This window comes from Paenibacillus tianjinensis (assembly GCF_017086365.1).
Classification (GTDB): domain Bacteria; phylum Bacillota; class Bacilli; order Paenibacillales; family Paenibacillaceae; genus Paenibacillus_AQ; species Paenibacillus_AQ tianjinensis.
The window spans coordinates 2,077,747-2,104,383 of record NZ_CP070969.1; the positions used below are offsets into that span (position 1 = coordinate 2,077,747).

The 26,637-nt window shown below is 50.2% G+C and carries 24 protein-coding genes and 3 tRNA genes; 17 read left to right on the forward strand and 10 right to left on the reverse strand.

Translation table 11 applies throughout. From position 1 onward, the window contains the following. Window positions 1–83: 83 nt before the first annotated feature. Window positions 84–3,041, forward strand: coding sequence for an alpha-amylase family glycosyl hydrolase (locus JRJ22_RS08945; RefSeq protein ID WP_206104138.1), 2,958 nt, complete (start codon window positions 84–86; stop codon window positions 3,039–3,041). A gap of 120 nt (window positions 3,042–3,161) precedes the next feature. Here JRJ22_RS08945 and JRJ22_RS08950 read toward each other — a convergent pair whose 3' ends face one another. Continuing rightward, the gene (locus JRJ22_RS08950; protein ID WP_206104139.1) at window positions 3,162–4,175 is read right to left on the reverse strand and encodes a LacI family DNA-binding transcriptional regulator; all 1,014 of its coding nucleotides are present in this window, start codon (window positions 4,173–4,175) and stop codon (window positions 3,162–3,164) included. Between the two features lie 241 nt (window positions 4,176–4,416). Between JRJ22_RS08950 and pnpS the strand changes: the two genes are divergently transcribed. The 9 genes from pnpS (at window position 4,417) to JRJ22_RS08995 (ending at window position 14,685) form a co-directional block, all read left to right on the forward strand. After that, entirely contained in the window at window positions 4,417–6,210 is a 1,794-nt protein-coding gene (pnpS, locus tag JRJ22_RS08955; RefSeq protein ID WP_206104140.1) for a two-component system histidine kinase PnpS, read from the forward strand. A gap of 189 nt (window positions 6,211–6,399) precedes the next feature. Then, window positions 6,400–7,128, forward strand: a complete 729-nt coding sequence (locus tag JRJ22_RS08960; protein ID WP_206104141.1) for a response regulator transcription factor — start codon at window positions 6,400–6,402, stop codon at window positions 7,126–7,128. A 190-nt stretch (window positions 7,129–7,318) separates the two neighbouring features. Then, window positions 7,319–8,074, forward strand: a complete 756-nt coding sequence (gene pstB, locus JRJ22_RS08965) for a phosphate ABC transporter ATP-binding protein PstB (protein ID WP_232381083.1) — start codon at window positions 7,319–7,321, stop codon at window positions 8,072–8,074. 67 nt (window positions 8,075–8,141) lie between these two features. After that, a complete protein-coding gene (gene phoU / locus JRJ22_RS08970) occupies window positions 8,142–8,801 on the forward strand; it encodes a phosphate signaling complex protein PhoU (protein WP_206104142.1) in 660 nt (219 codons plus the stop codon). A gap of 254 nt (window positions 8,802–9,055) precedes the next feature. Next, on the forward strand, window positions 9,056–11,737 hold the full coding sequence (gene polA / locus JRJ22_RS08975; protein WP_206104143.1) for a DNA polymerase I: 2,682 nt from the start codon (window positions 9,056–9,058) through the stop codon (window positions 11,735–11,737). A gap of 51 nt (window positions 11,738–11,788) precedes the next feature. After that, window positions 11,789–12,637 (forward strand): DNA-formamidopyrimidine glycosylase, encoded by an 849-nt coding sequence (mutM, locus tag JRJ22_RS08980; protein WP_206104144.1) that lies wholly within the window; start codon window positions 11,789–11,791, stop codon window positions 12,635–12,637. Window positions 12,638–12,814: 177 nt separating this feature from the next. Beyond that, window positions 12,815–13,519 (forward strand): manganese efflux pump, encoded by a 705-nt coding sequence (locus JRJ22_RS08985; RefSeq protein ID WP_206104145.1) that lies wholly within the window; start codon window positions 12,815–12,817, stop codon window positions 13,517–13,519. Window positions 13,520–13,528: 9 nt separating this feature from the next. Next, window positions 13,529–14,125, forward strand: coding sequence for a dephospho-CoA kinase (gene coaE / locus JRJ22_RS08990; RefSeq protein ID WP_206104146.1), 597 nt, complete (start codon window positions 13,529–13,531; stop codon window positions 14,123–14,125). After that, a complete protein-coding gene (locus tag JRJ22_RS08995) occupies window positions 14,122–14,685 on the forward strand; it encodes a lytic transglycosylase domain-containing protein (protein WP_206104147.1) in 564 nt (187 codons plus the stop codon). Before coaE ends, JRJ22_RS08995 begins: the two co-directional genes overlap by 4 nt. A 64-nt stretch (window positions 14,686–14,749) precedes the next feature. Here JRJ22_RS08995 and JRJ22_RS09000 read toward each other — a convergent pair whose 3' ends face one another. Next, a complete protein-coding gene (locus JRJ22_RS09000) occupies window positions 14,750–14,968 on the reverse strand; it encodes an alpha/beta-type small acid-soluble spore protein (protein WP_206104148.1) in 219 nt (72 codons plus the stop codon). Between the two features lie 164 nt (window positions 14,969–15,132). Here JRJ22_RS09000 and nrdR point away from each other — a divergent pair, with 164 nt between their 5' ends. From nrdR to JRJ22_RS09015, 3 genes are all read left to right on the forward strand, one after another. Beyond that, complete coding sequence (gene nrdR / locus JRJ22_RS09005) at window positions 15,133–15,609, forward strand: transcriptional regulator NrdR (RefSeq protein ID WP_054939889.1); 477 nt, start codon at window positions 15,133–15,135, stop codon at window positions 15,607–15,609. 158 nt (window positions 15,610–15,767) lie between these two features. Next, a tRNA-Ala gene (locus JRJ22_RS09010) sits at window positions 15,768–15,843 on the forward strand. Window positions 15,844–15,855: 12 nt separating this feature from the next. Next, a tRNA-Lys gene (locus JRJ22_RS09015) sits at window positions 15,856–15,928 on the forward strand. Between the two features lie 498 nt (window positions 15,929–16,426). Here the strand turns inward: JRJ22_RS09015 and JRJ22_RS09020 are convergent. The 5 genes from JRJ22_RS09020 to JRJ22_RS09040 all read right to left on the reverse strand — a co-directional run bounded on the left by JRJ22_RS09020 (window position 16,427) and on the right by JRJ22_RS09040 (window position 21,067). Next, window positions 16,427–17,080 carry a transcriptional regulator gene (locus JRJ22_RS09020; protein ID WP_206104149.1) on the reverse strand — a complete coding sequence of 218 codons (654 nt, stop codon included), beginning with the start codon at window positions 17,078–17,080 and terminating at the stop codon, window positions 16,427–16,429. Between the two features lie 161 nt (window positions 17,081–17,241). Next, entirely contained in the window at window positions 17,242–18,246 is a 1,005-nt protein-coding gene (locus tag JRJ22_RS09025) for an ABC transporter ATP-binding protein (protein ID WP_232381084.1), read from the reverse strand. Next, window positions 18,246–19,028 (reverse strand): ABC transporter permease, encoded by a 783-nt coding sequence (locus JRJ22_RS09030; protein ID WP_206104150.1) that lies wholly within the window; start codon window positions 19,026–19,028, stop codon window positions 18,246–18,248. Before JRJ22_RS09030 ends, JRJ22_RS09025 begins: the two co-directional genes overlap by 1 nt. 27 nt (window positions 19,029–19,055) lie before the next feature. Next, window positions 19,056–19,874, reverse strand: coding sequence for an ABC transporter permease (locus JRJ22_RS09035; protein WP_206104151.1), 819 nt, complete (start codon window positions 19,872–19,874; stop codon window positions 19,056–19,058). Beyond that, window positions 19,874–21,067, reverse strand: coding sequence for a serine hydrolase domain-containing protein (locus tag JRJ22_RS09040; protein ID WP_206104152.1), 1,194 nt, complete (start codon window positions 21,065–21,067; stop codon window positions 19,874–19,876). Before JRJ22_RS09040 ends, JRJ22_RS09035 begins: the two co-directional genes overlap by 1 nt. A gap of 226 nt (window positions 21,068–21,293) precedes the next feature. Here JRJ22_RS09040 and JRJ22_RS09045 point away from each other — a divergent pair, with 226 nt between their 5' ends. Next, a complete protein-coding gene (locus JRJ22_RS09045) occupies window positions 21,294–22,601 on the forward strand; it encodes an APC family permease (RefSeq protein WP_206104153.1) in 1,308 nt (435 codons plus the stop codon). A gap of 61 nt (window positions 22,602–22,662) precedes the next feature. Here JRJ22_RS09045 and JRJ22_RS09050 read toward each other — a convergent pair whose 3' ends face one another. Then, entirely contained in the window at window positions 22,663–23,028 is a 366-nt protein-coding gene (locus JRJ22_RS09050; protein WP_206104154.1) for a VOC family protein, read from the reverse strand. Window positions 23,029–23,175: 147 nt separating this feature from the next. On the opposite strand from JRJ22_RS09050, the gene JRJ22_RS09055 reads away from it, so the two are divergent. The 3 genes from JRJ22_RS09055 to JRJ22_RS09065 all read left to right on the forward strand — a co-directional run bounded on the left by JRJ22_RS09055 (window position 23,176) and on the right by JRJ22_RS09065 (window position 24,605). Further along, window positions 23,176–23,248 (forward strand) — tRNA-Lys (locus JRJ22_RS09055). A gap of 170 nt (window positions 23,249–23,418) precedes the next feature. Further along, on the forward strand, window positions 23,419–23,715 hold the full coding sequence (locus JRJ22_RS09060; protein WP_206100522.1) for a transposase: 297 nt from the start codon (window positions 23,419–23,421) through the stop codon (window positions 23,713–23,715). An 8-nt stretch (window positions 23,716–23,723) separates the two neighbouring features. Next, complete coding sequence (locus JRJ22_RS09065) at window positions 23,724–24,605, forward strand: IS3 family transposase (RefSeq protein ID WP_206104155.1); 882 nt, start codon at window positions 23,724–23,726, stop codon at window positions 24,603–24,605. Window positions 24,606–24,677: 72 nt separating this feature from the next. On the opposite strand, the gene JRJ22_RS09070 is transcribed toward JRJ22_RS09065, so the two are convergent. Next, window positions 24,678–25,463, reverse strand: a complete 786-nt coding sequence (locus tag JRJ22_RS09070; protein ID WP_206104156.1) for an ABC transporter ATP-binding protein — start codon at window positions 25,461–25,463, stop codon at window positions 24,678–24,680. Continuing rightward, complete coding sequence (locus JRJ22_RS09075; protein ID WP_408637889.1) at window positions 25,463–26,503, reverse strand: FecCD family ABC transporter permease; 1,041 nt, start codon at window positions 26,501–26,503, stop codon at window positions 25,463–25,465. Before JRJ22_RS09075 ends, JRJ22_RS09070 begins: the two co-directional genes overlap by 1 nt. Window positions 26,504–26,637 lie beyond the last annotated feature (134 nt).

The window sequence follows — 26,637 nt, forward strand, 5'->3', positions numbered from 1 at the left end:
CGCGACATCGTTTTGTAAGTGATGAATGTAATTTCACAGGCAGTGGTTTTCTAATGCGCTCTATTATGAGAGGGAGATGAGGAATGAAACGCAACCGATGGCTAATTCCGGTACTAATCACATCTATTGTTCTGTCCGTAATGACGAATTTATTCGTGCTGGCACCTTCACATGCAGAGGCAGCCAGCATCGGCACAGTCACTGAGAACGACACGATTTATCAGATTATGGTCGACCGTTTCAATGATGGGGATACCTCCAATAATGCCACCGGCGCCGCGATCCGTTACGGAGAGACCTCCGAGGATGATTTCCGCTATATGAAGGGCGGAGACTGGCAGGGGGTTATCAACAAGCTCCCGTATATTGCTAACATGGGGTATACCGCAATTTGGATCTCCCCTGTGGCAGAGCCGCAGATGACGAACCGCGACAACAACGGCACAGGTAAAAACACAGCCTATCACGGATACAACGTCAAGGATCCCAATGCCGCCAATCCTTACTTCGGGACCAAGGAGAAGCTGAAAGAGCTGGTGGATTCCGCACACGCACTCGGCATTAAGGTGATTATTGATGTTGTGCCGAATCATATCGGGGACTATATGCTGGGAACGCAGGCTAATTATGATATTGCGGGTCTGCAGCCGGCAGCTCCTTTTAACAACCCCGCCTGGTATCATCACAATGGTGATATTAACTGGTCGCTGGTAGACGGAAGATATGACCAGTGGGCCCAGGACTATCTGGAAAATCACGATCTCGGCGGACTGGATGACATCGATTTCGACGTTCCTGCCGCCAAGCAGGCTGTATTCAGCTCCATTAAAGCCTGGTTTGACTATACGGGAGCAGACGGTGCGCGTGTAGATGCAGCCAAGCTGATCAAGCCGACCGATATCGGCGAGCTGCAGAATCTCCTCGGCGTGAATACCTTTGGCGAGAATTTTGACGGCAATGCTGAATTCGTCTCTCGCTGGGTGGGCACAAACAAAGAGTGGGGCATGCTTGATTTCCCTATGTTCTTTTCCGTCCTGAACAGCTTCGCTTACGGGCAGTCTTTTGACTCCAATATTAAGAGCACTCTGGCTAAGGATTCATATTACAACGGAAATGCGAACCATATGGTTACCTTTATTGATAATCATGACCGTAACCGTTTCCTGACGGAAGCCGGCGGCAGTGTTGAGAAAATGCAGAACGCCCTCTCTTTTATTTTCACTGTGCGCGGAACACCGGTTGTCTTCCAGGGTACCGAACAGAATAAAGGCAACGGCAACGGCCAGATTATGACTGGAGGCATCGCTGATACCTGGAACCGCTGGTCGATGGTGAAGCGGGATGCGAACGGCAATGTTCTGGAGAATTATTTCAATGAGAACACAAGCACCTACAAGCATATTGCCAAGTTGAATGAAATCCGCAAAAATAATCCGGCACTGCGCACCGGCACCCAGCGTGAAATGTGGTCTGCCCAGAACCTGTATGCCTTCTCGCGCCGGATCGACAGCGGAACCAATGTTGGCCAGGAAGTCATTTCTGTGTTCAGTAATGCAGCCAGCGGCACACAGACGGTTACGATTCCGCTGCGCGCCGAAAGCACATTAACTGTCGGAACCGTTCTGATTAATCAATTAAATACATCTGATACAGTTACAGTACAATCGGGAGGGGCAACGGGGAAACAGATTACGGTAGCTGTAGGCGCGAACTCAGCCAAAATCTATTCCAAAACACAGCCGATAACGGATACTGTGGCTCCATCTGCTCCAGGAAACGTTACAGCAACCGTGCAAAATGCCTCCAGTGTGCTGGTCAGCTGGACAGCGTCCACTGACAACGTTGGAGTAACCGGGTATGAAATTTACCGGAACGGGGTAAAGGTGGGGACCACGACAACTACCTCTTACACCGATAACGGCCTCTCCGCGCAAACGAATTACAGCTATACGGTAAAAGCCTTTGATGCCGCAGGCAACCTGTCGGCATTCAGCGCAGCGGCGCTAGTTACTACGCCAGCCGGTAATAGTGTGACTATCTATTACAAGCAGGGCTATACTACGCCATATATCCATTATCGTCCTGCCGGGGGAACCTGGACGACAGCACCGGGCGTAGCCATTCCGGCATCCGAAGTGTCAGGCTACAACAAAATCACGATTAACATCGGCTCCGCCACGCAGCTTGAAGCTTGCTTCAACAATGGCAGCGGAACCTGGGACAGCAATGGCGGCAACAATTATCTGTTCGGTACCGGTACCTGGACGTATACACCGACCGGGAATATTCAGGCAGGCGCACCTGTAACGCCAACGCCAACAGTAACACCGACACCTACGCCAACAGTAACACCAACTGCTACACCAACGCCAACACCAACAGTAACACCGACACCTACGCCGACAGTAACACCTACGCCAACACCAACCGCTACTCCAGATGGCAATTCAGTGACCATTTATTATAAGAATACAGCGTATACGAATTCCTATATGCACTATAGTCTGGATGGATCAGGGGTATGGACTACATCCCCAGGATTACAGCTGCAGGCTTCCTCCTATTCAGGCTACAAGACCGCCACAATTCAGCTGGGCACAGCTGCAGGTCTGACTGCAGCCTTCAATAACGGCAGCGGCACCTGGGACAACAACAGCGGCAGCAATTATCATTTTTCCGCGGGCACATGGAGTCTGGTGAACGGCAACCTGTCCGCCGGAGTGCCTCAGCCGGACAGCGTAACCTTCAGGGTCACCGTCCCAAGCTCCACCCCGTCAACCGGGCCGGTATATCTGACCGGCAGCTTCAACAGCTGGAATGCGGCGGATCCTGCTTATCAGCTGACCAAAGGCAGCGATGGTGTCTATTCCATCACGCTCAGTCTGCCGGCGGGAACAGCGGTGCAGTATAAGTTGACCCGCGGAAGCTGGGCTACCGTAGAGACAAGTACAAGCGGCGCAGACATTGCGAACCGGACGCTGACACCTGCCGGAGGGGCCCAGACCGTATCATTGACGGTACAGCGCTGGAAAGATCAGTAACATCTGCAGCATATTCATATCCTCGCAGATACAACCAAAATAAGGAGCGGCCCCAATAGGGAGCCGCTCCTTATTTTGCAAACTGAAGAGTGTACAATGAGAAAAGAATTAGGATTACTATCACTGCAGCCCGGCTGTAGACTCTCGTGGAATCAGCTCAGGTTCCAGAAGTAGCTGCCGTGATGCCATACAGCTGCCTTGGATATGATCCATCAGCCACTGGCCGGACGTTACTCCAAGCTTGAAGGTGTCGATATTCAGTGAAGTCAGCGGGGGAGTCGTATAGCGGGATAAAGGATATTCATCAAAAGCTGCGACACCCAGTTGTCCCGGAACATCGATCCCCAGCTCCCGGGCCGCCTTCAGGACACCAAACGCCGTATAATTCGTCATACACACCACAGAGTCGGGACGGTCCCCGTGCTGTAACAGCTTCAGTGCCAAGCGGTATCCTTCGTGTTCATCTGCCGGCCCGTTTACAATCGAGTCCTGGCGGACGATGCAGCCTGCCTGCTGCAAGGCCTGAAGGTAGCCGCTTAACCGGCGGCTGAAAATCCGCTCATTCCGCTCTCCGCCGATAAATGCGGGTTTACTGTAACCCTGGCGCAGCAAATGGCTGGTCAGCATTCGTCCTCCGGCTTCATTGTCGAAATCGACCCAGCTGGCGGCCGGCTCCATTTCACCGATTGAGACATAAGGGAAGCCGAGCCGGTCCAGCTCCTTCGATAATTCTTCTGTCAGCACAGAATTATTAGCAATAATGCCGTCCACACGCTGGTTCAGCACTAGTCGGTTAAGAAAATGGTCCTCTGCAGCATGGTGCTGGATATTGCAGAGAGTCAATTCATAGCCCATGGGGCCGATCACGCTCTCGATTCCGCCGATAATATTGTAAAAGAACTGATTCAAAAATTCGCTCTCTTTGGACATGTCGATCAGCAGTCCGACCGTATGGCTGCTTTGTCTGGCTAATCCGGTAGCAATGCTGCTCGGGATATAATTCATCTGTTTCATGATTTCCCGGACTCTTAGCTTGGTTTCAGCTGATATTTTGGGAGAATCGTTCAACACCTTGGAGACGGTGGACTTGGCCACATTTGCCGCTCTGGCTACATCTGAAATGGTTACTTTCATCGTTATCCCTCGCAAGAAAATTAGTCTTTATGAAAACCGCTGTAAAAGAATGGAGAGGTCTTATCTCATAGTTTATCATTTTGTTGCGTCTTGTTCTATTAGCGGGATTTCTGCAGGGCTTCGGCACTGTCCGGGGCAGATTTTACACTGCGTTGATAATTGTCACGGGAACTGGTATTTTCGCAGAAATGGAGTTAGGATGTTCTCAAGGACACAACGATAAGAAAGAGGACTACTTTATATGAAACCGTTTCGCATCCGCCTCACCCTAATCATGATGGCTCTGATCGGGATCTCTATGATCGGTGCAGGCATTACAATGGCCAAGCTGTTCAAGGACTCGCATATCACTGCCCTGGAGGAAAACATGTCCCGGGAAATAAAATTATTATCCGGCACTTTCCAGTTTACCGACATGAACAACGCTGATGCGGTCAGTTACTACACAGAGCACGCCAAGCTCATCTCCCAGCTTACAAATTCCCGGATTACCTTCATTACCAGAGAGGGGAAGGTCATCGGCGATTCGGAGAAAAATCCGCTGGAAATGGACAATCACTCTACACGGGAAGAAGAAGTGATTGCGGCGAAAGAAGGCATTGGCCGTGCCATCCGTTATAGTGATACGCTGGACCGGGAAATGCTCTATGTGGCCGGAGCGGTACGCTCAGAGGACGGCTTTGACGGATATATCCGCCTTTCGATGGGGCTTGATGCGGTCACAGAGGGGCTGAACCGGGCATGGATGATTATGGCCGGCGGACTGGTGCTGCTTTTTGTGGCGGCTACCTTTGTGAGCTATAAAGTGGCATCCAGCATGACTTCGCCGCTGGAGCAGATTACTAGAGTCGCCCGGCGCATTACCGATTTGGACTATGATGCCAGGGTTCCGATTCAGCGCAGGGATGAAGTCGGACAGCTGGCCAAAGCGATCAATGCGATGGCGGACAGCCTGCAGGCACAGCTAAAGACGATCCGTGATAATGAAGATTTGCTGCAAAGCGTATTGGATAATATGACCGGCGGCATTGTCATGATCAATGCTGAAGGGGAATTTGCCCTACTCAACAAGGCCTCGGAACGGATGCTTGATGTGAAGAACAGCGAGATGGCCGGGCATTCCTACAAAGAGCTGAAGCATCATTATGAGCTGGCCCGGCTGATTGAAGAAGGTGTAGAGCGCAATGAGCCGATTCATGAAGAGCGGAGCATTTATACCCCTGCTGAGCGGATCGTCCGGCTGGACGGTGTGCCGATGGTACAGGACGGCACCTACCGGGGCATGCTGTTCCTGCTGCAGGAGGTAACGGAAATCCGCCGGCTGGAGAAGATGCGCAGCGAGTTCGTCGCCAATGTGTCCCATGAACTCAAGACACCGGTGGCTGCAGTAAAAGGGTTTGCTGAAACGCTGCTTGGCGGAGGGGTGACCGATGAGAAGACTGCCCGTTCATTTTTGCAGATTATCTATGATGAGAATGAGCGGCTGAACCGCCTGATCGGGGACATACTGGAGCTGTCCAAAATCGAATCCAAGCGTGTGCAGCTGGAATGCTCGCCGGTGCATTTAATCGAATTCTTTGATTCCGTGCTGGGAACGCTCAGTAAGGTGGCAGAGAAGAAAAAGATTAGTCTCAGCACAAATGTACCGAACGAGCTCTTCATCGAAGGGGATGAGGATAAGCTGCGCCAGATCTTCATGAATCTGCTCTCCAATGCCATTAATTACACTCATGACGGAGGCAGTGTCAAAGTAACGGCAGTAAACAGACAGAAGACGGATGGGACAGAAACTGTCGTCTTTACAGTCAGTGATACGGGAATGGGAATTCCCCGCAAAGACCTTCCGCGCATCTTTGAGCGGTTCTACCGGGTAGATAAGGCCAGATCCCGAAGCTCCGGCGGTACGGGACTCGGGCTGTCCATTGTAAAACATCTGGTGGAGCTGCACCGGGGCACGATTACCGTTGAGAGTGATCTCGGAATTGGAAGCTCGTTTATTCTGGAGCTGCCGCTGCTGCAGGAGCACGGAGAGTAGCAGACTGGTTGGTGCGCGGCCTGTAAAGGCATGGATTGCATTTGCCAGCCGGTCTATCAAGAGATATATTAAAAGTATCAGGTTAATCTACGAAAATTGCTGTTATTTTACACCAAGTTAACATTCCGGTGATATGATGGGCTTGCTGCAGTTTTGTAAATTTAAAAACATATGAATACGGGGGAAACTATGGCACAACGATTGCTTGTCATTGAAGACGAACCGACACTGGCCCGGCTGCTGTCCTATAACTTGACACAGGAAGGCTATGAGGTGACGGTCGAGGATCATGGAACGGCAGGATACGACCGTGCGACTAGAGAACCTTTTGATCTGATTGTACTGGATCTGATGTTGCCCGGTATGAACGGGATAGATATCCTTGATAAGCTTCGCGGGCAGGGCATCCGTACACCTGTAATCGTGCTGACTGCCAAAAACGCCGAAGAGGATGTAGTCCGGGGACTGAAATCAGGCGCCGACGATTACATAACGAAACCTTTTGGCGTGTCCGAACTGCTTGCGAGAGTGAGCGCTGTTCTCCGGCGGATCTCGGGAGTTGTAGAGGAGAGCCAGCCGGAAGCGGCGGCATCCGCATCGACGATCATTCTGGGACAGCTGGAGATTTATCCGGAGCGGTATGAGGTCTCGCTTGGGGGACAGAGCATCAATCTGCGCCCCAAAGAATTTGAGGTGCTGCTATACCTGGCACGCAAGCCGGGTGTAGTGCTAACGCGCGACGATCTGATGAATGCGGTTTGGGGCTTTGATTATATCGGGGGGCAGCGTACTGTAGACGTTCATGTCAGCTCGCTGCGCAAGAAGCTGGAGCTTGATCCGGAATCCGTCCACATCGACTCGATCCGCGGGGTGGGCTACAAGCTGGTCGTGAACAAAAAAAGAGCACCGGTCATGTGATATGACGGTGTTCTTTTTTTGACTATACATAAAAATAGAAATGTAACTATACACTATACTTACACTTCTGTTAGAGGCTTAATTTCTGGCATTGCCGATTTTACACTGCGTTAACAATTCTCTTCAACTCTATTTACACTGGAAGCTTATCATTGGGAACGAAGATGATGAGAAGGAGACGCCAAAACAAATGAAATCCATCATTGACATAGAGAAGCTAGATCTCTACTATGAGTCATTTCACGCACTGAAGAATGTGGAGCTGCAAATCCCGGAGAAACAGGTGACCGCGTTTATCGGGCCTTCCGGCTGCGGTAAGTCCACCCTGCTGCGTACCCTAAACCGAATGAATGACATGATTCCCGGAACACGTATTGAAGGAACAGTTAACATCGGCGGCAAAAATATTTATAGCGACGAAGTGGAAGTGGAAAGTCTGCGCAAGCAGGTCGGCATGGTATTCCAGCAGCCGAATCCTTTTCCGAAGTCGATTTATGACAATGTGGCTTATGGCCCGCGTCTGCACGGTGTCCGCTCCAAAGCGGAACTCGACGAGCTTGTGGAGCAGAGCTTGCGCCAATCCGCCCTCTGGGAGGAAGTTAAGGATTTCCTGAAGAAGTCTGCGCTCAGCTTATCCGGCGGACAGCAGCAGCGGCTCTGTATTGCCAGAGCGCTCGCGGTGCAGCCGGATATTCTATTGATGGATGAGGCAACCTCTGCCCTGGACCCGGTCTCTACACTTAAGATCGAGGAGCTTGTACAGGAATTGCGGAGCAAGTACACGATTGTAATGGTCACGCACAACATGCATCAGGCGGCCCGTGTGTCGGGACGTACCGTGTTTTTCCTGAATGGTGTCATCGTTGAGGCGGCGGATACGGAGATGCTGTTCTCCAATCCGAAGGACTCCCGCACTGAAGATTATATATCCGGACGCTTCGGCTAAGCGCTGGAGGACCCGTTCCAGGAAATGACAGGCTGACCATACGTTTTTGAGGAGGATCGGTTTACTTATGATTCGCAGAAAAGAATTTGACAAAGATCTGGAAGAGCTGCGCACCCTGCTGCAGCAAATGGGTGAGCATGTCATCGATGCACTTGAAGGTGCAGTGGTGGCGCTGCAGACCCAGGATATCGAACGCGCACAAGACATCGTTAAGGCAGACTTGAGGCTGAATGCGATGGAAGACAAAATTATGGATATCGGTTCACGGCTTATTATTACCCAGCAGCCCGTAGCCAAAGACCTGCGCCGTATTATTGTTGCTTTCAAAATCTCCAGCGATCTGGAGCGTATGGGCGATCTGGCTCTGGATGTGGCGAAGGTTACCCTGCGTATTCAGGGACAGCAGCTGATCAAACCGCTGGTCGATATTCCGCGCATGGCTGAAATTGTCTCGGTAATGATTACCGAAGCCATTCAGTCCTACCTGGATGAGAATACCGACCTCGCCTACAAAATGGCCCAGGACGACGATCAGGTTGACGGGCTATACAGTGCAATGATTAATGAGCTGTATGCTTATATGGTAGAGAAGCCGGAATCACTCAATCAGGCCATGCTGCTGACACTGGTTGGCCGTTACATTGAGCGGATTGCTGACCACGCCACCAATATTGGCGAGAGTGTCGTGTATCTGGTGACGGGCAAGCGCCCGGATTTGAACCAATAACCTGAGGTAAGCCCGTTCAGACAGCTGGAGTGAACCTCCCTGACGTATTTCTAAAACAGCACGCCCCCCATGGAGGCATGCTGTTTTTTATTTGGAATTACCGGCAATAACGGTTTTAAGCCGCGGAAGAATGGCAATCCTGCATTAAATGCAAGATTCTGTCCCGGAGACTCAATTCGTGCACTTTGGTTCTTTTTTGTACAGAGCATATGGTAAGATGTAAGAAGTAAGCAAGATAAAGGCGAGGTGCTATAGTGGACAAGTTGATACTTATAGATGGAAATAACATCATTTACCGCGCGTTTTTTGCAATGCCGCCGCTGACGAATACAGCAGGACAGCAGACGAATGCGGTATACGGATTTACGACAATGCTATTGCGCTTAATTGACGATTATAAACCAAGCCATTTGATTGTGGCCTTTGATGCGGGGAAGATTACCTTCCGTCATGAAGGTTATGAGGATTATAAAGGCGGCCGCCAAAAGACTCCGCCCGAGCTGTCTGAGCAGTTCCCGATGCTGAAGGACCTGCTGCGCGATCTCGGTGTGCCGCAGTTTGAAATCAACGGATACGAGGCCGATGACATTATCGGCAGTATATCCCGGGAAGCGGATGCAGCCGGGCGGGAAGTGATCATTGTGTCCGGGGACAAGGATATGCTGCAGCTGGCTTCAGAGCATACTACCGTAGCCCTGGTACGCAAAGGTGTTACCGAAGTGGAGCTGTACGGACCGCAGCAGATCCGTGAGAAATATAATCTGACCCCTGAGCAGATTATCGACCTCAAGGGCCTGATGGGTGATACGAGCGATAATATTCCAGGTGTTCCCGGCGTAGGTGAGAAAACGGCACTGAAGCTGCTGCACCAGTTCGGTTCTGTTGAAGGTGTACTCGCCGGAACAGGCGAACTGAAAGGAAAGATGAAAGAGAAGCTGGAGGAGCATGCCGACAGCGCCGTCATGAGCAAGAAGCTCGCGACGATTTACCGCGAGGTTCCGCTTGAGCATGCCTGGGAGGATATGGCCTTCAGCGGAATTAAGACAGAGACAGCCGGACCTGCGCTGGCTAAGCTGGAGTTCAAATCCCTGCTGGAGCGCTTGTCGCTAAGCGCTTATGCACCTGCGGCAAACGGAGAAGGGACCGGAGCGGAAGCATCGGGTGCGGCTGAGACTGCTGTCCTGGATATCACGATTGTCGGCGAGCCCGAACTGGAAGGGCTAATTGCTGCCCTCCTGGATATTTCGGCACTGCATGTGGAGACAAACGGTGAGAATCCGCACCGTTCTGAAGTCATTGGCATCGGCCTGTCTTCGCCGGAGCAGCATTACTTCGTGCCGCTTGACCTGCTGAAGAGCCCGGCTGCTGCTCCGCTGCGGGACTGGCTTGGAGACAGCAGTGCGCCGAAGAGCGGATATGACCTGCACCGGGCGGATCTCGCCCTGCATTGGCAGGGGATCGCTTTTGCCGGAGCGGCCAATGATGTGCAGCTTGCGGCTTATTTGCTGGACCCGACAGAAGCGAATCAGAATCTGAATGATCTCACCGCCAAATATGGACTGCCGCGTCTGTCGCCGGATGAAGAGGTATTTGGTAAAGGCGCCAAATATAAAATTCCTGAGCTTGAGATTCTGGGCAATCATGTAGCACGCAAGAGTGCTACTGTGCTTGGCATTGTGCAGAAGCAGCAGCAGGAGCTGACAGAGACAGCAATGACCGGCCTGTTCGTGGATCTGGAAATGCCGTTGTCTCGCATTCTGGCCGATATGGAGAAGCAGGGGATTGCGGTCAATAAAGAGGATCTCAAAGAGCTGGGCAAAGAATTCGAAGCACAGATCTCCACACTTGTAACGGAAATTTACGAGATTTGCGGAACCGAGTTCAACCTGAACTCACCGAAGCAGCTTGGCGAAATCCTGTTTGTGAAGCTGGGACTGCCTGTCGTTAAGAAGACGAAGACGGGCTATTCCACAGATGCAGAGGTGCTGGAGAAGCTGGCTCCTTATCATGATGTAGTGCGTCTGATCCTGCAGTACCGTACGATTGCCAAGCTGCAGTCCACTTATGTAGAAGGATTGCTTAAGGAAATTTCGGAGGAGACCGGCAAGGTTCATACCTTCTACCGGCAGACAATTGCCGCAACAGGGCGTTTAAGCAGCCAGTTTCCGAATCTTCAGAATATCCCGATCCGGCTGGAGGAGGGCCGCAAGATCCGCAAGGTCTTCGTGCCGTCTGAACCCGGCTGGTCGATCCTGGCGGCGGATTACTCGCAGATTGAGCTTCGGGTGCTGGCGCATATCTCCGGTGACGAGCGGATGAAGGAAGCTTTCTTGGAGGATATGGACATTCACACCAAGACAGCAATGGATGTATTCGGGGTCACTGCCGATCAGGTAGACAGCAATATGCGCCGTTCCGCCAAGGCGGTTAACTTCGGAATCGTCTACGGTATCAGCGATTACGGCCTGTCTCAGAACCTTAATATTCCGCGTAAAGAGGCGGCCCAGTTTATTGAGCAATATTTTGAAGTGTTCAAAGGCGTGCGCAAGTATATGGATGACATCGTGCTGGATGCCCGCAAGCAAGGTTATGTCACCACACTGCTGGAACGCCGCCGCTATCTGCCTGAGATTAATGCCAAGAACTTTAATCTGCGCTCTTTTGCCGAACGTACGGCTATGAATACGCCGATTCAGGGAACAGCTGCGGACATCATCAAGCTCGCTATGGTTCATATGGACAAAGCATTATACGAACGCGGGTTGAAGAGCCGCATGCTGCTTCAGGTGCACGATGAGCTTGTGTTTGAGGTACCGCCGGATGAGCTGGAGCTGATGAAGGAGCTGGTGCCTGAGGTTATGGCCGGGGCGCTGGCGCTGTCTGTTCCGCTGAAGGCGGAGGTAAGTTATGGAAGTAACTGGTATGAAGCGAAATAGGCTCCCCGGAGTCTGGTGTTATCCGGTATAATGGGATAGAGGTGAGCCATAATGCCGGAATTACCGGAAGTCGAAACAGTCAGAAGAACCCTTAACGAATTAATTACAGGCAAGCAGATACAGCACGTCACCGTCCGGCTGCCGCGGATTATTCAGCGTCCGGACGACACTCAGGCTTTCGCCAATATGCTGGCGGGCCATAGCATTGTTACGGTTGAGCGCAGAGGCAAGTTTTTGCGGTTTGTACTGGATGGACTGGTAATGGTCTCCCATTTACGGATGGAAGGACGCTACGGGCTCTATCAGCAGGTTGATCCGCTGGACAAGCATACGCATGTCATTTTCCATTTTACCGATGGTACTGAGCTCCGATACACGGATGTACGCCAATTCGGTACGATGCATTTATTTCAGCCGGGCGAGGATTTGCTGCTCAAACCGCTGAACAAGCTGGGGCAAGAGCCCTTGGATGCTTCATTTACCCTGGATCGGTTCAAGGAAATCGTCGCAGGCCGGAGCACCAAAATCAAGCCGCTGCTCTTAAATCAGGAATATGTGGTCGGCATCGGTAATATTTATGTAGATGAGTCCTTGCACCGCGCGGGAATTCATCCGGAGGAGACAGCGAAGTCGCTATCGGACGAGCAGCTCGGCAGGCTGCACAGCGCAATTGTAGCTACGCTGACGGATGCTGTTAATGCCGGAGGCTCTTCCGTGAAATCGTATGTCAACGGCCAGGGAGAGAGCGGCAGCTACCAGCAGCAGCATCTCATCTATGGCCGCAAGGACCAGCCATGCAGCACATGCGGTACCCTGATCGAGAAAAGCGTAGTAGGCGGCCGGGGCACGCATATCTGTCCTAACTGCCAGCCTTTATCTGTATTTGTAAAGAAGAATTAATCCTGAAATGATCCTAATCCACTGGCACAATACACCATACCTGTCCATGCTGCCGCAATAAGTCAGGCACCGACTGCCCGTCCCGCCCATATACTGTGTGAAGAATGCTGAATCAAGGTAACGGAAAGGGGCGGATGTATCCGCCGGACTTCCGTTTCTTCACGGGAGGGATTGCGGGTGATCAGCCCATTGTTTTCACTTTTACTGCTGGCCTTTGCGCTAAGTTTGGACGGTTTTGGTGTAGGCATTACATATGGATTGCGTAAAATGAAGATACCGCTGCTCTCCATTCTGATTATCTCGCTTTGTTCGGGGATAGTTATTTGTGTCTCTATGCAGGTAGGTGTACTGTTAGCAAAGGTTGTCTCACCGGATGCCGCCTCCATGATTGGAGCGGTTATTCTCGTCTTAATGGGATGCTGGTCTCTGATTCAGATGCTGATGCAAAAGGAACGGGAGCACAATCCGCAGGAATTGGAGACACAACCTGTTTCTTTAAAAGAAGAGTCCGTGAATCCCGCCGAAGACTGGCCCCATAAATCAGCAGTTTTTTCATTGGAGCTGCGGCATTTGGGAGTAGTGATACAGATTCTCCGGACGCCTTCTTCCGCCGACATGGATGACTCAGGAAGTATTTCCTCGATGGAGGCGGTGATCCTCGGTATTGCGTTGTCACTGGACGCTTTTGGTGCGGGGCTTGGTGCTGCGTTGCTAGGGTTTGGTCCGGTCCCGACTTCCCTGATGATCGCCCTGTTCAGCGGAACCTTTTTACTGCTGGGAATGAAAACCGGTCTAAAGCTGTCGGGGAGCTTCTGGATGAAGCATGCAGCTGCTCTGCCGGCGTTATTATTAATTGCTATGGGAATAATGAAGCTGTTATGAGGTGAGTACATGATTATGGGCTTAACCGGAGGCATTGCTTCCGGAAAAAGCACCGTCTCCGCATTATTTGTAGCTAAAGGAGCACGGCTCGTCGATGCTGATGTAATCGCAAGAGGAGTCATGCTCCCGGGGCATCCCGTGCTGGCTGCTGCTGTGGAGCATTTTGGCCAAACCATATTATTGCCGGACGGCACACTGAACCGGGCTGCGCTGGGAGAAATCGTCTTTCATGACCAGGCTGCTCTGCAGGTGCTGAATAACCTGACACATCCTGCAATTCGTCAGGAGATCAAAGAAACAATGTATGAGCTGGAAGAAGAAAATCCGCTGTCACTGATTGTCGTGGACATACCGTTGCTCTACGAATCAGCGCTGGACAATCTGTTCAAGAAGATAACCGTTGTGTATGTACCCCGGGAGGTGCAGCTAGTCCGCCTAATGGAGCGTAACGGATTATCTCTTGAGCAAGCCACAGGCAGGCTGGATGCCCAGATGGATATCGAAGAGAAGCGCAGAAGAGCGGATTACGTTATCGACAACAGCGGCGAGCTTACCCATACTGAACAACAGGTAGCAGCGCTATGGGACAGGCTGGGGTTATCATGAGCTGGCTTCGTAAAAAAAGAGTACTGCTCATGTTATTCTTAGGCTTTACCGCAATTCTGTTCCTGAGCACCAACTGGATGTCTTTGTTTTATCCCATACATTATAAGAATGAAATCCGTAAGCACAGTATCACGTATGAGATGGACCCGTTTCTGGTGGCAGCCATTATTCGTGTGGAGACCAATTTTAAGACAGGCCGGGAATCCAGAAAAGGCGCACTGGGCCTCATGCAGCTCATGCCGGACACGGCTAAATGGGCGCTTGAGAAGGCCAAGCTTCCCGATGTGTCGCTGGACGAGCTGAAGGAGGAGCCCTCGGCAAATATTGAGCTGGGAACCTGGTACTTATCCTCGCTCTCCCGCCAGTTTGAAGGCAACCGCACAGCAGTAATCGCTGCATACAATGCGGGACCCGGTAAAGTGCAGCGCTGGCTGGATGATGGTGACTGGGACGGCACCGAGGGTTCTGTGAAGGATATTCCGTTCGGCGAGACCCGGCACTACGTTCAGCGCGTAATTTATTATTATAATCAGTACACGGAGATTTACAGCGAGTTCTAAAAAAAGAAGTATTAAACGGCGATTAGCCGTTTAATACTTCTTAGGCAAGCTTATTGGGGACAGGTTATTTGAATTGACCTGCCAGGGACTGTTCAGCCAGAGTTACAAGACGTTTAGTGATGTAACCACCGATCGAACCGTTTTCGTAAGAAGTTTTATTGCCTTGGTATCCGTCTGGGGAAAGAGTGATACCTAATTCCTGGGCAACTTCAAATTTAAGTTGTTCCAAGGCACCGCGTGAATTTGGGACTACAAGGTTGTTGGAGCTGCTGCTTTGGCTCATTGCTGTTCACCTCCTATCGGTTGGTAACTGTATTATGTGCTGCTCTCGCCAGATTCATAACAACAATAAAACGGTGTTTTATGGAAATAAGAATTACAGCTTCAAAACCTGAATGTGGCCGCTACGGCCTCCTATATTAGTGGAAAAGGAAGTGACCTGAGCTTATGAAATGCCCTTACTGCGATCACACGAATACCAAAGTGCTTGACTCGCGTCCGGCCAACGAGAATAAATCCATCCGGCGCAGGCGTGAATGCGAGCGCTGCAGCAAGCGTTTTACTACCTTCGAGATGATTGAAGAGACCCCGCTGATCGTAATCAAAAAGGACGGCAGCCGCGAAGAATTCAGCCGTGACAAAATCCTGCGCGGCCTGATCCGCGCCTGTGAGAAGCGTCCTGTGTCAGTAGAGCGCCTGGAATCCATTGTCTCCGAGGTTGAGAAGTCGCTGCGCGGCATCGCCTTAGCGGAAATAGAGAGCCGCCAAATTGGCGAGCTGGTGATGGAGCAGCTCTATCCTGTGGATGAAGTTGCATACGTCCGCTTCGCGTCTGTATACCGCCAGTTTAAGGACATCAACATGTTCATGAAGGAATTGAAGGGACTGCTGTCTAAGAACACAGGAGAGCTGGAGGGTCTATAGAGCTTCTCCTAAAACTTTTTTATAAAAGTGTTGACACCGAGGGCGATTTTTTATATTATATAGAAGTCGCCTACGGAACTTAATGTTCACGAAGCGAGTGAGCTTACGGCTCACAACTGATTTTAGAATACATAATGTAGTTCTAAAGTATGCATTATGGGGCCATAGCTCAGCTGGGAGAGCGCATCGCTGGCAGCGATGAGGTCAGGGGTTCGATCCCCCTTGGCTCCACCAATAACATCATACGGACTCTTAGCTCAGTTGGTAGAGCAGTAGACTCTTAATCTATTTGTCCAGGGTTCGAGCCCCTGAGAGTCCATTTATGTAGAAACGGCAGCGATGCCGTTTTTTTTGCTGTTTCGGGGAGGTAGAGGGTTAGCCAACACCATCTACCAATTACGCTCGGCTGCTCGCTAACCCCGAAATCCAACTTCAGACTAACAGATACCCCTCCCTGAATTCCTTACGGACCCCACAGACCTTATTTTCTCAAATCAGCACATTTAGCAAAGCTAACGGACCGTAGCGCGCTTATTCCTTTCCATCGGGCAATATTTCGCACGAATATATGCAAATAACTGCATCTGAGTCCGTAAGAGAGACGAAATGGCGTTTTTGCTGATAATAAGGTCTCCTCGGTCCGTAGCGATTCATTCGACTCCTCCAACACTACGATGACTGTGAAATTTTAGTCCAGTCCAATCCGAAGTCACTGATTAGTCAACAATCGACCCATTGATCCACCGACCCACTGCCCCTCCACACCGCCCCCCAACCCCCAACCCCAGTCCCATCGTTCTACCTACCTAACGCTTTCCTAGTTCACCCTCAGTTGATATGTACGATTTCGCAGCTGTCCGCCGCCTGCAACATCCAGTAATTGCAGTTGAACCAATTCATGCAGAATTCGTCTGGCGTGTCTATCTGTAACATTGAGATGGTGCGCAAGTTCCAAAGGTGTGAATGCCCTAAGCAGACGCCTCGCGAACCGCAGAGTCTCCGCCTCCAGCCAAGTTAAGGTTGACGAAACATCGGTCGCGATGAATTTGCCTATAAAAGAGAGCACCAGCTGCTGGCACTGTTTTGGTTCCTCTACAATAGAAGGATAAGCAATGGGGAGAAAGGTCCAGCCATCCAGGGCAAGCAGGCAATGCCGGCGGCATAAATCCTTGAATCTCCTGACATCCAGATCTCTAGCATGGGGTCCATACCCTTGAATCTCAATCCCGCCCTTCACCCCTCCAGGCATATAAGCCAAATCCAGATAGCGGTAACCGTTATTGAAATCACGTACTTCCCACTCCGGAAACAGATGATCCAAATTCCCGATTGCCGGAAACCATACCGTTCGCAGGAATTCTATTGTCCCGTGGCCTAATCCTTTGCCGAGTAACTCCTTTCGCCTGTGGTTGCTCTCATTCTTCAGATTGCTCTGTAACCATTCCTCATATTGCTGTTCGAATCGCGGCATCCTCATAGTCCTCCATTAACGCTCGAGTGAACGTTGTTTTTGGCGCAAAAAAGCCGCTTCCTTACAACTCCCCCGCAAATAAACCTCAGGCGGCTGTTGTATGAAAGCGGCGTGTACTTCACGACTTATGCTTCTAATTATATCGCGAATGAAAAAGTGATTCAATTGGTTAAAATCCCTTCCGTATTCTCATAGATATTCATCACCACCTGCTGGATCGGCAGTTCCTTGACTGAAATGTCAGTGAAGCGGTGCTTCCGGGAGATGTCTTCCAGAAAATCACTAATGGAAATCTGGGCCGTGTCCACTTCTAGTGTAATTTGAAAATCCGACGGCCGGTCGACTACCTTCGTATAGGCGTTATCGAAGACGGTTTTACCGGCAGAGTCGACAAAAGTAAAGCTGACCCGCTTCTTCTCCCCGAGAAACAGCTTCAGCCGCTGCAGCGAATTATCAAAGACTTTATCCCCATGATTAATGACAATAACCCGGTGGGCTAGCTCCTCCACATCCTCAAGGTCATGAGTAGTCAGAATACAGGTCATATTGCGCTTCTGATTCAGTTGTTGGATGAATTCGCGGATTTTGACCTTGGCGATCACATCAAGCCCGATGGTCGGCTCATCCAGGAACAGAATATCCGGCTGGTGCAGCATGGCCATGACAAATTCGCATTTCATGCGTTCTCCTAGAGACAGCACTCTGGTATGCTTTTCGATGACGTGGGCAATATCGAGCAGCTCTGTCAGCTCTTCCAGGCGGTTTTTAAAGTCGTGGTTGGTGATCCCGTAGATTGACTTGTTCATGTTGAAGCTGTCGACCGGCGGAATGTCCCAGATTAACTGAGATTTCTGGCCGAAGACGGCTCCGATTTTGCCGACATAGCGCTTCCTGTCCCTGGCAGGAGAGTAACCAAGCACCTGGATGTCTCCGCTTGTGGGATACAGCGCACCGCAGAGCATTTTGATCGCTGTTGATTTTCCCGCCCCGTTGGTGCCCAAAATGCCGCAGATTTCCCCTTGCCCAATGGCAAAGCTGATATCGTTGACGGCATGGATTACGACTTCTTCGCGCTGGAAGAAGCTGCGGGTCGTCTGCCCCGCGCCTGCCCCACGCTTATAGGTTGTATATGTCTTGGTCAAATGCTTCACATCAATCACCGGCATTATCCGCCTACCCCCTCGTACAATCTGATCATATGCCGGTACACCCATACCCCTGCCGCCAGGAATAACAAGCAGGGCAATACTGCTATGAAATCCCTAGCCTGCACCCGGCCAAGCAGCGCGGAAGCGGGGAGGAAGCCCACCATTCCCACAGGAATGATCATCGTAGCTGCAGCCTGCACAGCCTTCGGAAAAATAGGCAAGGGATACTTTCCGATATTCAGCACGCTGTCCGCAAGCTCGGATATTCTCGAATTGCCCACCCATTTGAAGGACATCGCTGCCATCATCAGCGATAAGCCTGCAAGGACCGCCGTCCCGGCGATGAACAGTCCGATAAATTGAAGCCAGAAGAGGAGTGGAATCGCACCTGCCTGGATAACAGAGAAGATGAATAACGCAACACCGCCCAGAAACAGGCCGATACTATCGGTAGAAAATGTAGTAGCGATAATAAAAAACAACGGATTCAGCGGCTTCAGCAGAATCACCTCGAAGCTTCCCTCGCGGATATGGGACATGGTGGTCCAGAGTACACCGCCAAAAATAAGGCTCGAGAGGCCGCTGGATATGGTGAATACAGACTGGATCAGCAGTACCTCATATAAGCTCCAGCCGGGAAAGCTGGTGCCTGCCCGGTAAATAAGCAGAGTCACCAGCGGAAACAGAATATTACCGGCAAGTGTGATCAAACTGCTGATGATGAAATTCATGCGATAGGCTGCAGCTGCCTGTATAGCGGAATACATGCATTGCTTATAAACCTCGAGATACCGTTTCATGTACAGAATTATCCTCTCATGGGGCAATCACGCGCCGACAGCAGTAAATTGCTTCATTGCCAGACGACGGATCAGCTCGTTGAATCCGAAGGTAATGAACACTGCAACTGCCTGCACACCCACTGCCTGCTGAATGGAAAGCTCTAGGCCTCCAAGCGAATAATGTCCGGTGAATACCATTGCGGGCATATAAGCGATATATTGAAACGGCAGGAAGAACTGGGTCACCTGAAGCCAGTGCGGAAAAAAATCCAGCGGAATTAGCGCACCTGAAAAAATGCCCGATACCAGCATAAAAGCGCTACGGATTCCATTGGATTGGACAAGCCAAAAGGATGTCAGGCCAATCGTGTAATTTACATAAAAATTCATCATAAAGGCAAGCAGCACACTTAGAATCGTCCAGGGAAAGCTCGCCGGCCTCATATCGACACCAAAAATAAAAATAAAGATCAACAGGCAGGGCAGAAATTCGAACAGGAAGCCCAGCGACCGGTGTCCGATTTTTTGAAATAAAGCGAAAGAACGGTGATGAATCGGCCGCAAATGAAAGGTCAGGAACTTACCGGTGCGCACAAGCATGGATAAGTTCCAATCGGCAAAATCCATAATCAGGTACCCGATCAGCGCAGTAGCACCGAAGTACCGGATCATCTGGGGAAGCGAGAACCCACCAAGCGAAGAATGGTCTCCATATACCGCCGTCCAGATAAAATATTGCACCATAAAGTATACAGGGCCGACGATAATGGACACCATGGAATGAGTGCGGTAGGCACTCCATTCTTTATAGGTTACACCCGCCACCGTCCGGCAAATCTGCCAATTGTATTTTAAGCTGTTCATTAAGTAAGCCCAGACCAAATAATATTGGTTACATTATATAATCCCTCTACGTACCAGTTATCACCGATAAACGGTACAAACCATACAGCGGCAAGCTGCTCTGTGGGGTCTATGACCATACAGCAGGCCCCTGCACCTTCATGAAAATAAGTGGTTTCTGAATAGAGGTAAGCGGGACCTCTCCGCATATCCAGTCCAATGCCATAGCTCCGGTCACTTTCATTTGCTCCCCAGCAGTGATCAGGAATTCCGTACAGGGTGCGGGTCGTGATTTTTTCGACAGCTTTACGACCAATAATACGTGTCCCCTCAAGTGTCCCCATTCCCAAAAGCATGTTGGCGAACCGGATGAGGTCGGCTGGAGTGGAGATAAGGCCGCCGCCGGTTCTGGATACGGTATCCCACAGCTTTTCCGCCTGCGAGTATTCAGGCTGCTTACCGTCGATGATATCATTCAAGCGCTTTTCGTACCGCTCGTTTCTGATAATGGCCCGTCTGGCCAATTCAGGAGTCAGTTCCCAAGCCGTATCTTTCATACCCAGAGGCTTCAGGATTTGCTCTTCAATATACTGTTCAGCGGTTATCCCGGTCACTTTTTTGATCACTTCTCCGAGCAGGCAAAAGCCGAATGAGCAGTATTGCCATTCCTCACCAGTTTGTTTATTTAGGCCGCAGCTCAGCGCAGCTTTGATCCAGTCTGGCTCACCGTCCTCAGGCTTATAATTTTCAAAATATTCATCGATTACCTGCCAATAAGACTTATGATAGGGAACCAGGCTCTCCGCACAGTCGGGAAACATCCCCGAGGTATGGGTCAGAAGGCTGTAAATATCGATTTTGTCAAAAGGAGCTACCTTAAAAGGTTCAAGTATATCACCTAGTGGGGTGTTAAACCGGATCATTCCGTCCTCAACAAGTTTCGCGACTGCAACAGAGGTAACGGCCTTGGTGATCGATGCAATATTATGTACGGTTGTCGGTAACAGCGGCTCCGGCTGGTCTTCACGAAATGACAGGGGACCAATAGCACCGTGCATAAATGTCTTTCCGTACCTTGAGGCACAATAGGATGCAGACTGGAGCTTATTGTCTTCAATCAGTTTCTGAAAATGGGCGTTCAACACGCCGATTCTTGAAGCGTCATACCCCACCTCTGCCGGTGAACAGTCGGTAACGCCTGGAATTTGCAGCATAACTTATAAACCTCCTTTAAAATAATTGCAGTTAGAGTGTCACTCGATTAAAGCGCTCTCAACGAATACGATTCATTATATTTCCAAAGAATGGATGTTACAACGGTGAGTTTGTTTATAACCAAAGTTGCCCTGGAAATGAATTAGTTCGCTTTCGAATCTGCCACTTCATGTTAATATGAGGTGAAAGAAGCAAATCGTGATAGGAAGGAATAGAAAAATTACTATGAATACTACTAAGCCGCTGAAAAAAACTGTAACCTTCTTTGAAGCTTTAGCCATTGTTGTAGGAATGATTATCGGGTCAGGGATTTTTCTGAAGCCCGGTATTGTGCTGAATAATGCCGGTACACCATGGATGAGTATCTTGGCCTGGGGGGTGGGGGGGATCATTACCCTGGCTTCTGCGCTGAGTGTAGCGGAAATTGCAGCCGCTATTCCCAGATCCGGCGGTCTGTACACTTATTTGGGTGAACTTTATGGAGGCGTGTTTGGATACCTGCTGGGGTGGGTGCAGGCTGTAATCTCTTATCCTGCTTCAGTAGCAGCACTTGCGATTGCCTTTGCTACCTATTCGGGCTACTTTTTGCCGATGAATGACTGGCAGCAGAAGCTGCTGGCGGTTTTGATTCTGGCTTTTATCCTCATCATGAACGTCATTGCCACCAAATTCGGAGGAATCATCCAGACTGTTGCGACTGTTGGCAAGCTGATTCCGGTGGCGGGTATCATCGGTGTGGGTCTCTTCTCGAATTTGGCTCCCGGTTTTGGGGGGATTGGGGCATCAGCAGCGGGTACGGGTTTTGGGGTGGCGGTTCTGGGTACGCTATGGGCATATGACGGCTGGATCGGGGTGACCAATATGGCGGGAGAAATCAAAGATCCGGTTAAGACACTGCCAAAAGTCATTTCAATCGGGGTTATGTTTGTTATTGCAGTATATGTCCTGTTCAATATTGCAATTTTCAAGGTGCTGCCCTACGATCAGATTGTTTCTTCCAAGACTCCGGGAGCTGACGCGGCTGAGGCGTTATTCGGAAGCGGCGGCGGGGCTTTTATTACGGCAGGAATTATCGTGTCGGTACTTGGTGCGCTGAACGGGTACTTAATGACCGCTGCGCGGGTGCCTCAGGTAATGGGGGAGCAGAATCAGATTCCTTTTTCCCGTGTACTCCGCAGCATCCATCCCAGGTTCCAGACTCCGGCCAACGCGCTTATTTTTCAGAGTGTGCTGGCGGTGATCTATATTTTCTCGGGAACCTTTGACACCCTAACGGACTTGCTGGTATTTGTGTTATGGATTTTCTTTACCATGGGTGTGTTTGGTGTATTCATCTTGCGTAAGAAGATGCCGGCTGAGAAGGGGCGTTACCGTGTGCCGCTCTACCCGGTTACTCCGATCATCGGAGTGGCAGGCGGGCTCTATATTCTGGGCAGCACGATTGTCAGTGACCCGCTGCGCTCTCTTATTGGAATAGGGATTACCCTGGCCGGACTCCCGGTCTACTATGCTCTTTCGCGCAAAAACCAGTAATCAACAAAGACCGCAGCTGGTAAAGTGCGGTCTTTGTCACATCTCTTAGGGGAAGCCTGATCTAGCTATGCTCTGCGATCTGCACCTCGAAGCCGTCCGGGTCCAGCACATAAAAGAACTGCAGGCTGGGATTCGGTGAAACGGGTCCGCGCGCTACGGGGATGCCCTGGCTATTCAATTCTTCGATTGCCCGGTCCAGAGATGCTACTTCGAACCCGACGGACACTCCGCATTCCGGCTTCAGAGCCTGTTCGGTTCCCTGAATCAGCTCGATCTTGGGCTGTCCCTCTGTCCCTAACATCACAATCTGTCTTCCTCTGCTCTCAAATCTGCGTTCAATGGGTAGTCCCAAGATCCGGTGATAAAAATGAAGAGAAGCCTCCAGATCGCGTACCCGAAGCGTGAACCAATTTAGTTTTAAAATCATAAGGCCGTGTCCTCCATTTCAGCGTGTGATTGTTCTGATGGTTTCATTATACGTTATAATCTGCTCAAAAGAATATTGACAGACGGATTTCAAAGAGGTATGATATAAGAGTTCCCTTTGAGATTGATTTTGGGAATTCAATATTATGGACTCTTAGCTCAGTTGGTAGAGCAGTAGACTCTTAATCTATTTGTCCAGGGTTCGAGCCCCTGAGAGTCCATCACAGAAAGAACGGCAGCGATGCCGTTTTTTTGCTGTTCAGGCAGCAGTCTCCATTCCTAACAGTAAAGCATAACAAAAAAGAGAGCCTCCGTTCAGTGATATGATCCCCTTATAGTAGACAGAAAAAAGCAAGCCGATTAATCTGTCTACTATGGAGGGGATTTTTTTATGGGCGAAATGAGAAAAACATACGATGAGAAGTTTAAGAAAAAAACAGTTGACCTTTATCTCAAAAAGGGCCTTGGATATAAAAATGTAGCACGAGAAATGGGAATAAACGAGTCCTTAGTTCGGCGATGGGTGAGGCATTTTGAGGCGGAGGGATTGAAGGGACTTGAAGAAAAACGGGGTAAAGCGAAAGGACTAGGCATGGGCAGACCCCGAACACGTCCCGAAGACCCAGAGGTCAAGCTTAAGCGCCTTGAAGCGGAAAATGAAATGCTAAAAAAGCTCTTACAGATGTGAAAGGAGGAATGGAGGCAGTACCGAGCAGCAAAAAATTCGAGGTGATTAAGGAGCTGCTGCAGAAGAAATATAGCCTCATCCTATTATGTAAGTTAGCTGGGGTATCTAGAAGTGGATTTTACAAATGGATGAACCGGCAAACATTTGTTTCACCAAAGCAACGCGAAGATGAAGCCATGAAACTTAAAATAGTCGAATGTTATGAGAAACTCAAAGGCATTTACGGATACCGCAGAGTGAAGATTTGGCTGAAGCGGAGCTATGCCATCCACATGAACCACAAGCGTGTGCAGCGGCTTATGGGTGAGCTGGGGATTCAGGCAGTCATTCGGAGGAAAAGACCTTACTACGGCAAGAAAGAGGCTTACGTCATCTCTGAGAATCACTTGAACAGAGAGTTTAACGCAGACCTGCCGAACCAAAAGTGGGTCACGGATATTACCTATCTGATCTTTAAGGGGCAAAGACTCTACCTCTCAGCGATTAAAGATCTCTTTAATAATGAAATTGTAGCGTACCAAATTAGCCCTAAGAACGATTTAAAGCTGGTGTTAGATACGGTCAAAAAGGCGAGGAGACGGCGGGAGACCCAAGACGTTCTATTGCACAGCGACCAGGGGTTTCAGTATACGTCCCGCCAATACAGCAACCTGCTTAAGCGATATGAGATAAAGGCCAGTATGTCCAGAAAAGGGAACTGCTGGGACAATGCCTGCATGGAGAACTTCTTCAGTCATTTTAAAACCGAATGCTTCTACCTCCACTCCTTTCACTCTTCCAAGCAGGTGAGGCATGCCGTTCAGCAATATATCCACTTTTACAACCATGCACGTTTCCAAGCGAAACTAAACAACCTGAGTCCCTATGAATACCGAACTCAGGCTGCTTAAAATATTGCTTTTTATTTGCTGTCTACTTGACAGGGGTCACTTCACAGCAGGAGACTCTCTTTTTCTTATACATCATAATCGTTCGGGGGTTCCCCTAGTCTCCAGATAGGCAATGCCAAGTCCGCCGGTTACGGGGTTGCGGTAAGTCTCACAGGACACATCGAATACCTGTCCGATCAGCTCCTTGGTTAGAATATCTTCAGGCTTGCCGCTGGCAGCAACTTGCCCGTCCTTCATAACATATAGATAATCACAATATTCCGCAGCGAGGGTAAGGTCATGGAGTGCAGCGAGAATTCCGATATCCAGCTTTTTGACGATATTAAGAATCTGCAGCTGGAATTTGATATCCAAGTGGTTGGTCGGTTCGTCGAGAATCATGAATTCCGGCTGCTGGGCAAGGACACGGGCCAGAATGACACGCTGCTTCTCTCCGCCGGATAATGAATTATAGCTGCGGTCTGCATGGCCTTCCAGATTAACCCTGCGCAGCGCACCGGAGACGATGCTCTGATCCTCCTGATTGTCAGTCTCGAGCATTCCTTTGTGCGGGGTTCTGCCCATGGCTACCATTTCCCGTACAGTGAAGTCGAAGCTCAGTTCGTTGAACTGGCCGACCACACCCAGCTTTTGCGCGACGACTTTGGGGCTTGATTTCATAACATTGAGTTCAGAGAGAAAGACGTCACCCTGCCGCGGTTTGATGACTTTATAAATGCTCTTCAGGAGCGTGGATTTGCCGCAGCCGTTGGGTCCGATCAGGCCGACAAACTGCTTGTTGCGGACTTTCAGGGATACATCGTTCACAATATTTACAGTGGAGAAGGAAACCGATAAGTGATCAACGTTTAAGTTCATTAGGACTTACCTCCAAACGCATAGCCTTTTTTGACCAGCATGTACATGAACATAGGGGCTCCAATCAAGGCGGTAATGATCCCGATCGGGAGCTCGACATTCGGGACAATGGTCCGGGCGATAACATCCGTCCAGATCAGGAAGATGGCACCAAACAGGATGGATGCCGGCAGCAGTCTCCGGTGGTCAGAGCCGACCAGCCCTCTAACCAGATGGGGGATGATCAGACCTACGAATCCAATCATTCCGCAGCTTGCCACCATGATGCCGGTAATCAGCGCAGTAATGATCATATAGGTTTTGCGGTAGGCGCCGAGTGAAATCCCCAGTGTAACCGCAGCTTCATCGCCAAGCAGCATTGCGTTCAGGACGCGGAATTGCAGCAGGAAAAAGAAGACGGCAAGCACGATAGCTATCGCAATCAGCGGCAGCTTATCCCAGCTGGAGGCGGCCAGGCTACCCATGGTCCAGAAGGTAACAGTCTTAATGCCCTCTGCGTTGTTGGCAAAATAAACAATGAAATTGGCAAAGGCGGTACATAATGCGTTTATGACCATCCCGGCAAGCACGAGCTTGACCGAGGTCATTTTGCCTCCGGCATTTGCCAGCAGCAATACGAGCAGTGAAGCACCGACTGCACCGGCGAAGGCCCAGAAGGCAACACCCGTCTGGCCCAGCAGCCCCATGGACCCGAAGCCAATCAGGATGGCGAACGTAGCACCGAGCGAACCTCCTGAGGAAATACCTAGTATGTATGGATCAGCCAGCGGATTCTGTACAGCAGCCTGCATAATGGTACCGCACAGCGTAAGGCCGGCACCGATGAACATTGCCATCAATACACGGGGAAAACGGATTTTCCAGATGATATCGACAAAGGAGCCGGAGGTCAGATCCTGAACATCTCCAATTTGAATGCCTGTAATGTGGTGGAGCAGAATCCGGTAGGATTGTGAGACGGGAATATCCACCTGTCCAAAGGATACAGCTGCGCCAGCCGACAGAATAGTAATTATGAATAGAGCAATAATCACTGTCATAAATCCGTAGCGGCTGTTAATGATGGATTGCTTTGGTTCTGATTGTAAAGCTATCTCATTTTGCATCGCATTCATAAAACTCCTTCGTTGATTTGTTTTAATTTAAAATATATCTCAAAGTGAGAATGATTGTC